We start from the raw sequence: 11,619 nt of genomic DNA, 5'->3' as shown, positions 1-11,619 counted from the left end.
CCTTTGTGAACCTTGAACCCTGAGACTTCACCCTCTTAGATGGGATTTTTACGTTCAATATTTCTATTATTTTTCGTCCTGTATTCTCTTGAGTTTAACTTGATTTATTCACCTAAAAGAAAGAATGAAAATATGCAAATCCAACCCTTATAATCTCATACCACGAATATTTCACAAGAGTTTTTTCCATTATGTATTTCACTTCCTAATATCAGGGATAATCTAGTAGATAATATATAGATATTCTCAAGGAAAAAGCCCTATATAAATATCCACCCTAAAATTATCATTGCATCTATTTGATAAATGATTACTTACCTTTCATAAAAAAACTTGTCAATAATATGAAGAAATAACATTTAAAATAAATTTCATCCAATTCATTCTACAAGAATTGGTTTAAAATATAAGCTTTGACCAACAAGTAAAAATCGAAAAAATATGAATTTTTAATTTTTGTTACTTTTTTTAACATTTTAAATTAACGCAAACTTCAACAAGTTTTAATCCAATCTATAAATTACTGTAATCCCTAAAAAAAATATTCATATATTTGACCCTGCAAAATCATAGTTTTTTATCTAAAAATCACCCCTATATCAGCAAAAAACCTTACTTCCCACTGACTTCATCAGTAAATTTGATGGTTTTATGTTAAGCTCTAGCTCAATTGCTGAGGCAAGGTCCATTTTTGGACTCACCTACGTACATCTTTTTATGCTGTGGATCAAATATATGCTGTGGATCAAATATCGGCTAGATATTTAAACACCAGATTTCTCATTTTCTGCAGCTTTATGCTCTGCCTGTTTTAGAGCCTTAGTCCGTCACCAAAAGATTTGTTTTTTAAAATAAAGGTGCCTCGCTTAAGGAGTAATTATGTTTCAATTCACTAGTACAACCACTGTACTATTGATGGTGCTTTTTTACGGCATTACCTTTGTACTGTCGTTACGTATTAAACAAAAAAATGAAAATGTCGATGGCTATATGGTCTCGAATGGTTCTATTGGCTTTGGTATGTCTGCGGCCAGCATGACCGCAACTTGGATTTGGGCAGCGTCATTCTATGCAGCTGCCTCTTCAGGTTATAAATACGGCGTTTCCGGTGCCTTGCACTACGGCCTCTGGGGCGCGCTGATGATTTTGTTTATTTATCCTTTTGGTAAGCGCTTTCGTGAGTTGGCACCCAATGCACATACGCTGGCAGAAATTATGCATGCCCGCCATGGCAACCAGAGCCAGATGATTTTGGCAGGTTCCAATATTGTGGGAAGTGTCATCAGTTTGATGGTGAATTTTACTGCAGCAGGTGCCTTGGTCGAAATTTTATCTCCCCTAAGCTTTGTACATGGCGTCTTGATCACCGGGATTGGTGTGCTGTCTTATACCCTCTGGTCTGGCTTCCGTTCCTCTGTATTTACCGATTTTGGCCAGCTGGTGGCGATGATCGTGGCGGCGGTGATCATTATCCCAACGCTGTTCTTCACTTTGGGCGGACCGTCCCTGTTTCAAACGGGTATTCACAACCTGCAGCCTGAACAGCTCGATTTCTTCTCTAAAACTGCATTTCTAGAACAAGGTGCGCCTTTCTTCGTCGCAGTCCTGGCGTATGCCATCGGTAACCAGACCATTGCCCAGCGTTTATTTGCGGTACGGGAAGACTTGATTAAACCCAGTTTTATTACGGCGACGATTGGTTATGCCGCGATTGTGATCGGGTTGGGGATGCTCGGCTTACTGGCCTTGTTTGCCGGAATTCAACCGATTGATGGCAACTTGAATAACCTGATTCCACAAATGGCAGCGACGTATCTCTCTCCATTTATGGTGGCCCTGTTATTTATCATGGTGATCGGTGCGCTGTCTTCAACGGCTGACTCGGATCTGTCTGCGTTATCTGCGATTGTGATGACTGACATTTATGGAAAACAGATTGCCAAAAACCAACCTAATCCCAAGAAAATGCTGTTTATTGGTCGTATAACCATGATTGTCGCCACCATGCTTGGGATCATTATCGCCACTTTAAAATTTGACATTTTATCAATGCTGATTTTTGTGGGTGCACTTTGGGGGTCTATTGTATTTCCGGTAATTGTCAGCCTGTATTGGGACAAAGTGAATTCTCGTGCCTTTAACTGGTCGGTCGGGCTCGCCTTCGTCAGCTTCCTGATTGTCCGTTTTGAATGGATTCCAATCCAGGGCTTGATTGCGCTTGGCTTTGAGCTACTTGCAACCCTGGGTATTGGTGTGGTGCTGGGTCTGATGACCTTTGGTTTCTTCGGCAAAAAAGTCGGTTTGGTGGTGGGTATCTTGGCCAGTATTGGCTTCATGCCATGGACCATCGGCTTCTTGCGTGAATACGGCACCTTATTAAGTTCACTGACTGCTTATGGCAGTAGTGCTCTGGTCTGTACTGTTCTGACCTTGGTCTACAGTAAAGAACGATTTGATTTTAAACAAATCAACAAGATGGTGATTGAATTTCACCAGCTATCTGAGAAAAGTAAATAAGGAGATTTCAGATGACTAGTCAATTATTGACCCTATATGTACTTTTTTGGCCGTTGATCGCAAGCCTGGTCTTGTTCACAATTTGCTTGAATGTCTATAAAGATGCACAACAAGCCAAGGAAACTGGTGAAGGGCTGGTGTAATTTTAACTCTTCATGAAAAAGCAGGCTCATTTGGCCTGTTTTTTATGGCCGTTTCATATTGTTTGAATCACTTGTCTATATTGAGGAGCAAGATTTTTTCTGCTTTTCATTCCCATGACAATTCATGTCGCCTCACTCTAGTACTGGGCTTGGTTTTTTGGCATGATGCAAAGCAGTAAATAATTGAATAATGATAAATGACACAGATGCGTTGGTTAGAACTGCTTTCGACAGTTCGGATTGGTAGTAAAAAGCAAAGTACTGAACAGGCGCGTAGCCCGTTTCATAAAGATTATGACCGTATTATTTTCTCGCAGAGTTTCCGGCAGCTGAACCGCAAAACCCAGGTCCATCCGCTTACCCAACATGATGGTATTCATACCCGCCTGACCCATTCGCTGGAAGTGTCCTGTATTGGCCGTTCACTGGGGATGCTGGCAGCAGAAAAAATCAAGGATCAGCTGCCTCCGTGGATTACCCCGGCCGATGTCGGCGCGATTATTCAAGCCGCCTGTCTGGCGCATGATATTGGCAATCCGCCTTTTGGTCATGCCGGTGAATATGCCATTCGTGAATGGTTTGATGATGCCTCACATACCGACTTTTTAAAGGACCTAAGTCCGGAACAGGAAGCCGATGTACGCCAGTTTGAAGGTAATGCCCAAGGCCTGCGCCTGCTGACCAAAATTGACTATCATCCGCATGATGGTGGTATGCGTCTGACCTATGCCACCTTGGGTGCCTATTTAAAATATCCGTGGCTGTCGAAAACCATGGCCTCGCAGGGCAATCGTCCAGCCAGTCAGCGCGCCAAATTCGGCTGCTATCAGGCAGAAAAAGACATTCTGAAACAGATTGCCGAACAGCTCGGCCTGATTGAAATCGGACCTTATCGTTATTGCCGCCATCCGCTGACCTATTTACTCGAAGCCGCAGATGACATCTGCTATGCGCTGATTGATCTGGAAGATGGCATTATCCTGAACATGCTCAGCTATGATGAAGTCGAGCCGATTTTCCTGAACCTGATTGGCGATTATGGCATGCCGGAAGAACTGTCTTTGGACAGCACCACCTGGCAGCAGAAAATTGCCGCGCTACGTGGCCGGGTGATGAAACGTCTGGTCGATGAAGTCACCAGTGCCTTTGCCAAGCAGCATGACCAAATTCTTTCGGGCCAGCTGAAAGGGACCTTACTGCAATATTGCTCGGCCGATATTGAAATTGGCATTAACCGGGCCAAAGAACTGGCGCGTGATAAAATTTTTGAACATCCGCAAAAAGCCGGTCTGGAAATTATTGCCCATCAGAGCCTGCAAAGTATTCTGGATGCCTTTATTCCGCTGACCACACCGCATAAAACCTTAAGCTTTAAAGAGCAGCGGCTGATGGCGATTTTGCAGCGTTCCGGTGCCCATTTTGGTCCAGATCACTATGACAATATCATGCAGGTGCTGGATATTATCTCAAAATTCTCGGATCATCAGGCGTATAACCTGGCGCAGGAATTACAAGGCAATAAAGCCGGATTCTTTTAAGTACAGCCTGCCGTTTTGGGAGAACCTCCAAAACTGCTTTATACTTTTGCGCGTGCTGACATTGCTTGTGCAACACCCCGGCCCATCGGCTGTATATCGCAGAGCATCACAGAAAAGTGGATGACTTCAAGATGCAGACGACAGGCTCGGAACTGAAAAATTTAACCGAATAGAAGTGAATAAACTGAATGATTGGATGTCTGATTGGTGAGGTGTTTGCCCTCGAAGCCCCTACGGTCTTATTAAATGTCAATGGTGTGGGCTATGAAGTCGATACACCGCTGTCTACATTTTGCCAATTACAAAAAGGCCAGAAAGTCACCTTATGGACCCATTTAGCAGTCCGTGAAGATGCACAACTGCTATATGGTTTTCTGGATGCGCAGGAAAAAACCATTTTCCGTACTTTATTAAAGGTCAACGGGGTTGGTCCAAAAATGGCACTCGGCATTCTGTCGACTTTAAGCGTCGATATGCTGATTCACACGGTTGAACATGAAGATGTGAATACCTTGGTCAAAGTACCGGGTGTCGGCAAAAAAACCGCTGAACGACTGATGATTGAACTGCGTGACCGCTTTAAAGCCATGGCTGCCGGCAATACGCCAAGCAACACCAGCAGCGCACAAATCCAGTTTATGGGCAACTCTGCCGTGGCCGAAGCCGAAGCAGCTTTACAATCTTTAGGTTATAAACCGGCTGAAGCACAGAAACTGGTTAGTGCTGCCAAAGGCGACTTCACCGAAGCCAGCGACATTATCCGGGCAGCATTAAAGTCGATGAACAAATAGATAGCTCTATCTTGCCTCAAGGCCAGCATGAGATACGCGAAAATGTCATTCGCAACTGTTTGAGGCAGGAAGCATTTGCACAAAAATGTTTCTGCGATATAGTCGAGACGAATCATCTTTTGACGAGTTTTGCGAATGACGATGGTTTTGCTTACTTTTTGCCGAATGAGAAATATATTTCGCAAGGTAAGGCCAACCACAGGTTATTCCCGAAATTTAATTTTCTTGGAACATCCGTCAAAAAGCGCTTTTGACGTCTGACCCATTAAACTGTATTTACCTGAAGTTTACATAATATATGCAAGACCGTCTTATCAGTGGTTCTGAAAAACCCGAAGATCAAATTGATCGCGCCATCCGCCCCACCTCCCTCGATGACTACATCGGTCAACCGGTGGTGCGTGAACAAATGGAAATCTTTATTGGTGCAGCGCGCGGCCGCGGCGAAGCCCTCGATCACACCCTGATTTTCGGCCCACCGGGCTTAGGTAAAACCACCCTGGCCAATATTATTGCCCGTGAAATGGGCGGCAACCTGAAATCGACTTCGGGGCCTGTGCTGGAACGTGCCGGTGACTTGGCAGCCATGCTGACCAACCTTGAAGAAGGTGATGTACTGTTTATTGATGAAATTCATCGCCTGTCACCAGTGATTGAAGAAATCCTCTATCCGGCGATGGAAGATTACCAGCTGGACATCATGATTGGTGAAGGCCCGGCAGCGCGTTCGATCAAACTGGACTTGCCGGCATTTACTCTGGTCGCCGCCACCACGCGGGCCGGTCTGCTCACTTCGCCGCTGCGTGACCGTTTCGGGATTGTGCAGCGTTTAGAATTCTACTCGGTGGAAGATCTGACCCATATCGTAAAACGTTCTGCCAGTTTAATGGATGTCCCGATGACCGAAGAAGGCGCGGCAGAAATTGCCCGCCGTTCCCGCGGCACACCGCGTATTGCCAACCGCTTGTTGCGCCGGGTACGTGACTATGCCCAGGTCAAAGGCACCGGCGAAGTCACCCATGCAATGGCCCAGCGCGCTCTGGATATGCTCAATGTCGATAAAGATGGCCTGGACACCTTAGACCGTCGCTATCTGTCAATGTTACTGGAACGTTTTGATGGCGGACCTGCCGGGGTTGAAGCACTGGCCGCAGCCATGGCGGAAGATTCAGGCACCTTGGAAGATGTGATTGAGCCTTATCTGATTCAGCAAGGTTATGTGATGCGTACCGCACGTGGCCGGATTGCCACCAATATGGCTTATTTACAGTTTGGCATGACCCCGCCGGAACCCAAATAACAACCATCCCGGACCTTCATTGCCTGTGAGGTAATGAAGGTCTTTGATAAATAACAACTTGAATACATACTCGAACAACAATAATGATGACCGAACAACAACTAATTCAACACCTTCAGCAGCATTTTGATGAGCTGATAGAGCAATTGCAGCCAATCCGCCCCCTACCTTATGGCAAACCATTCCAGTTTTTCAGTGAATCTGAACTGAACTATCTGAACCAGCTTTTGCAAGGCGATCTCAGTCACTGGCTGAGCTTCGATTTTAAAAATGAACGCGGCAAAATCATTGATGCAGATCAAGCTGGCATTGAACAGATCGACCTGCATCGGCATGGGCACTGGTCTATCGACGCCATCCATTTTGATCAGCTATGCGCCATCCACTGGATTAGCCTGTATTTTTCCGAAGAACTTAAACCCTTTATTGAAACCTATACCCAACCATCCACTTCAGTAAAACCGAAACAGAAGCTTGCCCTGATTCTGACGTTACTGGCCGTGCTGGGCGGAATTGGTAGTTATCTGCTGCAAGACGCTGTAGGAATTGTCTTATCTGTGGCGGCATTCTTTCTTAGTATGATCTGGTATGGCTTACTCCAGCTACGACAATATTTTGCCAATAAACAGCCGCAGCAGTTTGAGCGAACTTTCGTGATCAGCAGCTATTTTGCCTTGCATCTACGTGATTATGCGGTGGAACGGCTGTACCTCAGTCATCCGGACAGTGCCTAAAACCGCACTGGCAACAGTGCTATCAAAATTGCCAATGACCAAGCACAGGCGGCATGGCAAAAAAAGGCATAAATCACGTGTCAATTCACCTAATTCAACCTGTACCGAACGATAAATATCCAATCTCGGCTCTACATTCTTTATACCTTTGCCACTGGATTTGACACCTTGTGCCATAGGAGCAAAAAGTCATTATGCTAAACTGCAAAGCCAACCCAGTCGGGCATTTGACAGAACCTCAGACAACTTCAATCCAGTTCTGTACGGCCCTTCCAGACCAAAACTGAAAATTGTAATGGAACAGTATCATGGCGAATAAATTTGAATTTCAAATTCGTATCTATATGGAAGACACCGATGCAGGCGGGATTGTATACCATGCCAATCATATTCGTTTCATGGAGCGCACCCGGACCGAATGGCTGCGTGCTTCCGGCGTCGATCATTATTGGCATCAAAACGACTATAACTTTGTCGTGCATAAAATTAATGTCAAATATATGCGTCCAATCTTAATGGATGATCTGATTACTGTTACAGCAAGTGTTGTTTCGTGTAAAGCAACGTCATTTGTATTGCAACAAAATATTTATCGTGGTGAAATCATGCTTGCTTCTGGTGAGGTGGAATTGGCATGTTTAAGTTCTGAAATGCGTCCACGTCGCCTTCCGGATGAAATTCGTGGCCTGATTCTAAAAGAGCTAGGACAGGACCAAGACTAAAAACTTATGGCACTACGTAACTATGGCAACACAATTAGAATCATCTCTACAAGTCTCTGATCTTATTTTGCAGGCAAGCCCTGTGGTACAACTGGTCATGTTGGTGCTGTTACTGGCCTCCTTGTATAGTTGGTATCTGATCGCCAAGTTACATCTCAGTTATAAAAAAGCCCAGGCTGATGATGATCATTTCCAGAAAATCTTCTGGTCTGGTGCTGAATTAAATACGCTATATAACAACGCCCAACTCAATTCCAAACGCACCGGCCTGGAAGATATTTTCTATCAGGGTCTGGGTGAATTTCTCAAATTGAAAAAACGTCATGCCCCGACTGCACAAAGTCTGGAAGGTACCGAACGTATTTTACGTGTCGGTTTAAGCCGTGACCAAGGCCAACTTGAACAAGGCTTAGGCGCGCTGGCCAGCATTGGCTCTGTGGCACCGTATATTGGTTTATTTGGAACCGTGTGGGGCATTATGAATGCCTTTATTGGCCTGGCCGATGTCGATCAGGTAACACTGGCTACCGTTGCACCGGGGATTGCCGAAGCGCTGATTGCCACCGCAATTGGTTTATTTGCCGCAATTCCAGCAGTCCTGGCCTTTAACCATTACACCGCCAAAGGTGAAAGCCTCTATTCAGACCGTGCCTTGTTTGCTGAAGAAATGGTGGCCTTATTACAACGTCAGTCTTTGGGTTCAGCACGGGAACATGACTAATGGCCATTCAACGTTCCGGACGCTTCGAGCGTATTAAAAAGCCCTTAAAAAGTGATATGAACGTGGTGCCTTACATCGACGTGATGTTGGTGCTGCTGGTCATTTTTATGGTCACTGCCCCAATGATTACCAGCGGCATCAATGTCGATTTGCCGCAGGCCAATGGCAATCCGATTGAATCCAAAGATGCGCCAGCTGTGGTCAGTCTGGACAAAGACGGCCAGTATTTTCTGAAATACAAAGCCCAAAACTCCAGTCAGCCGCTAACACTCAGTGAACTGACTGCCGTATTAAGTGAAGCACAGCAACAGGCGCAAGCAGAAAATAAAGAACTGCATGTGGTGATTGAAGGTGAAAAATCTCGTGCGTATGGCGAAGTCATGGCCCTGATGAGCAGCCTTCAGGACGCCGGTTTAACTCAAGTTGGCTTACTGACTGAGCCATTAAAGTAAATGATGAAAAGATTGCAAAAACCACCGTTTCAGCAAAAAGCACTGGCCATTGGCTTCACGCTCGGCGTGCATGTCATTGCCGTGGTGGGTTTACTTTATCTGGGCATGAGCCAGCCACCGGAGCCACCCAAACAGATTCGGACCGTGCTGATTAAACCGGAAGATTTACCCCCAGTTACTCGTGAAGAAACCGAGTTTGCTGAGACCGCACATAAAAATGTAGCAGCCGAGATTCAGCAAACCGCGACTCCGGTTGAAGACGCTCCGGTAATTCCGGTCGCACCACCAGCTGTGCCTCAGCCAGAACCGGCCAAAGCACAACCAAGCAATACTGCCGCACAGCAACAGGCCGAACAGCAAAAACGCCTAGAGGCTCGTGCGCAGGCGGAAGCAGAAAAATTACAGGCACAACAGGCCCAGCGCGCCAAGGCTGAAGCTGAACGTAAAGCCCAAGCCGCTGAAAAAGCCAAGGCCACTGCACAGGCCAAAGCCGAGGCAGAAGCCAAACGCCGCAGCGAAGCTGAAGCCCTGCGTAAGGCAGAAGCAGCAGAAAAAGCCAAACTTGATGCACGTCGTAAGGCGGAAGCGGAAGCCAAACGTAAAGCCGAAGCGGCAGATAAGGCCAAGGCGGATGCGGCAGCCAAGGCGAAGGCAGATGCAGAGGCGAAACGCAAAGCCGATGCTGAAGCCAAACGCAAAGCCGAGGCTGCGAATAAGGCCAAAGCAGAAGCAGCAGCCAAAGCCAAGGCTGAAGCGGAGGCCAAACGCAAAGCCGAAGCAGCTGAAAAAGCCAAAGCCGATGCAGCTGCGAAAGCAAAAGCGGATGCAGAGGCCAAAGCCCGCGCTGAAGCAGAAGCCAAAGCTTCGGCGGCCAAACAGGCGGCTGAAGAAGCGGCACAAAAGAAAGCTGAAGCCAAACGGATTGCCTCTACAGCCAAACGCGATTTTGAAAACAAGATCCGTCGGGCCTGGGATATTCCGGTCGGCTCTTCTGGCAAAACTGCCACGGCACGGGTTACGCTGACCGACAGCGGTTCGGTAGCCTCGGTGATTGTGAACTCCAGTGATCCGGACATGAAAGCCAGTGTCGAGGCCGCGGTACGTGCCGCTGCACCCTATCCAATGCCTTCGGACCCGGATGCACGCCGTGAAGCACGCAGTTTTACCTCCAGCTTTACTGCCAAATAAGCTGACTCGCCATCCTGTCAAAAGCCGGGATGGCCTGTTATTTTTCAGTTACACTGCACAACAAGCGACAAAATTTTATTCACTTTTCACAGTGTTATAACAGTTTGGTCATAATTCTCTGCTTTAAATCTCAAATAAGCATGGCATTATGTAGAACAATCACATCAACAAGAATTATGTTTTGAGTAAATAGCGAATGATGGAAATGAAGCCTAAACATCTACTTTACTTGGCAATTTTTACCGCTTTGGGTCCAATAATGGTCTCTCAAACCCATGCCCAGCTACATCTGGAAATTGCCAAAGCACCTGCAGAAGCCCCGAAAATTGCCATCATTCCGTTTAGTAATGATCAAAGCATTTACCCGATTGTTGAAAATGACCTGAACCGTTCCGGCAAATTCACCAGCTCATCAAAAAACTTGCCGGCAAGTGCAGCAAATAATAGTCCTAATGCCGCTGCCTGGCAGGCCGCCGGTGTACCTTATGTGGTGACTGGTACCAGCAAGCCAACCGCAGATGGTGGCTTTGAAATTCACTATCAGCTGTATGATGTGCAAAAGCAGCAGTATTTATTAAACGAATTACTGACTGTACCGGCTTCACGTACCCGTCAGGCTGCGCACATGATCAGTGACACCATCTATGAAGCACTGACCGGTATTAAAGGCGATTTCAGTGGTCGTATTGCCTATGTCTTGCGGAATCCGGCCACTCCGGAGCAGCGCTATACCCTGCAAATTGCCGACACCGATGGTGAACAGCCAAGAACCATTCTGACTTCACGCGATCCAATCTTGTCGCCGGCCTGGACGCCAGATGCCAAGAAAATTGCCTACGTGTCCTTTGAAACCAAACGCCCTGCGATTTATGTTCAGGATTTATCTACCGGTTCACGTGAAAAACTGGCCAGCTTCCGTGGCTTAAATGGCGCACCAAGCTTCTCTCCAGATGGTTCACGCATGCTGTTTACTGCTTCAATGCACGGCAATCCGGAAATTTACGAGATGGATCTGGGCACGCGTCAACTCAAGCGCATGACCAATGACAGCGCCATTGATACAGAAGCACGCTACGCACCCGATGGTAAATCGTTTATTTTTACTTCAGATCGTGGCGGCTCAGTGCAAATCTATCGCTATGACCTGAACACGGGCAGCAGCAAACGTCTGACCTTCCGCGGCGCATTTAATGCGCGTGGTACTTTAAGTGCCGATGGTAAAAAACTGGCGCTGGTTCATCGTCCAAGTGGCAGCAATTATAAAGTTGCGATTCAGGACATTAATACCGGCATTACCAATATCCTCACCCCAACCAGCCTGGATGAATCTCCAAGCTTCTCACCAAATGGACAGATGGTGGTCTATGCAACCCGTGAAGGTGCGCGTGGCCTGCTGTCCATTATGTCTTTAGATGGTCGTTTCCGTATGAATTTGCCAAGTGAACAAGGTGAAGTGCGTGAACCGGCTTGGGCACCAAAATAAGAGCAACTGAACAACCAAGTTTCATGGAGA

At 46.6% G+C, this 11,619-nt stretch carries 11 protein-coding genes; all 11 read left to right on the top strand.

What is annotated here, in order from left to right; all coding sequences use genetic code 11:
- Positions 1-879: 879 nt before the first annotated feature.
- The 11 genes from FTT89_RS01140 to tolB all read left to right on the top strand — a co-directional run bounded on the left by FTT89_RS01140 (position 880) and on the right by tolB (position 11,589).
- A complete protein-coding gene (locus FTT89_RS01140) occupies positions 880-2,517 on the top strand; it encodes a sodium:solute symporter family protein (protein ID WP_005176615.1) in 1,638 nt (545 codons plus the stop codon).
- A gap of 11 nt (positions 2,518-2,528) precedes the next feature.
- A complete protein-coding gene (locus tag FTT89_RS14450; protein ID WP_005176614.1) occupies positions 2,529-2,660 on the top strand; it encodes a putative transporter small subunit in 132 nt (43 codons plus the stop codon).
- Positions 2,661-2,857: 197 nt separating this feature from the next.
- Complete coding sequence (locus FTT89_RS01135; protein ID WP_005176613.1) at positions 2,858-4,198, top strand: deoxyguanosinetriphosphate triphosphohydrolase; 1,341 nt, start codon at positions 2,858-2,860, stop codon at positions 4,196-4,198.
- Between the two features lie 188 nt (positions 4,199-4,386).
- Positions 4,387-4,989, top strand: a complete 603-nt coding sequence (gene ruvA, locus FTT89_RS01130; protein ID WP_180036433.1) for a Holliday junction branch migration protein RuvA — start codon at positions 4,387-4,389, stop codon at positions 4,987-4,989.
- A 298-nt stretch (positions 4,990-5,287) separates the two neighbouring features.
- Positions 5,288-6,289 (top strand): Holliday junction branch migration DNA helicase RuvB, encoded by a 1,002-nt coding sequence (gene ruvB / locus FTT89_RS01125; protein ID WP_005176611.1) that lies wholly within the window; start codon positions 5,288-5,290, stop codon positions 6,287-6,289.
- Between the two features lie 86 nt (positions 6,290-6,375).
- Positions 6,376-7,023 carry a hypothetical protein gene (locus FTT89_RS01120; RefSeq protein WP_228289033.1) on the top strand — a complete coding sequence of 216 codons (648 nt, stop codon included), beginning with the start codon at positions 6,376-6,378 and terminating at the stop codon, positions 7,021-7,023.
- 308 nt (positions 7,024-7,331) lie between these two features.
- Positions 7,332-7,745 (top strand): tol-pal system-associated acyl-CoA thioesterase, encoded by a 414-nt coding sequence (ybgC, locus tag FTT89_RS01115; RefSeq protein WP_005176609.1) that lies wholly within the window; start codon positions 7,332-7,334, stop codon positions 7,743-7,745.
- A 22-nt stretch (positions 7,746-7,767) separates the two neighbouring features.
- Positions 7,768-8,466 (top strand): protein TolQ, encoded by a 699-nt coding sequence (gene tolQ / locus FTT89_RS01110; RefSeq protein ID WP_005176608.1) that lies wholly within the window; start codon positions 7,768-7,770, stop codon positions 8,464-8,466.
- Positions 8,466-8,918, top strand: coding sequence for a protein TolR (gene tolR / locus FTT89_RS01105; protein WP_005176606.1), 453 nt, complete (start codon positions 8,466-8,468; stop codon positions 8,916-8,918). Before tolQ ends, tolR begins: the two co-directional genes overlap by 1 nt.
- A gap of 3 nt (positions 8,919-8,921) precedes the next feature.
- Positions 8,922-10,106: a cell envelope integrity protein TolA gene (gene tolA, locus FTT89_RS01100; protein ID WP_168408364.1), complete on the top strand. Its 1,185-nt coding sequence runs from the start codon at positions 8,922-8,924 to the stop codon at positions 10,104-10,106.
- Positions 10,107-10,305: 199 nt separating this feature from the next.
- Positions 10,306-11,589 (top strand): Tol-Pal system beta propeller repeat protein TolB, encoded by a 1,284-nt coding sequence (gene tolB / locus FTT89_RS01095; RefSeq protein WP_373366853.1) that lies wholly within the window; start codon positions 10,306-10,308, stop codon positions 11,587-11,589.
- Positions 11,590-11,619: the final 30 nt, after the last annotated feature.

Origin of the sequence: Acinetobacter sp. YH01025, from assembly GCF_013420185.1 — a bacterium.
Classification (GTDB): Bacteria; Pseudomonadota; Gammaproteobacteria; order Pseudomonadales; family Moraxellaceae; genus Acinetobacter; species Acinetobacter indicus.
This window is presented reverse-complemented; position numbering and strand designations above follow the sequence as displayed.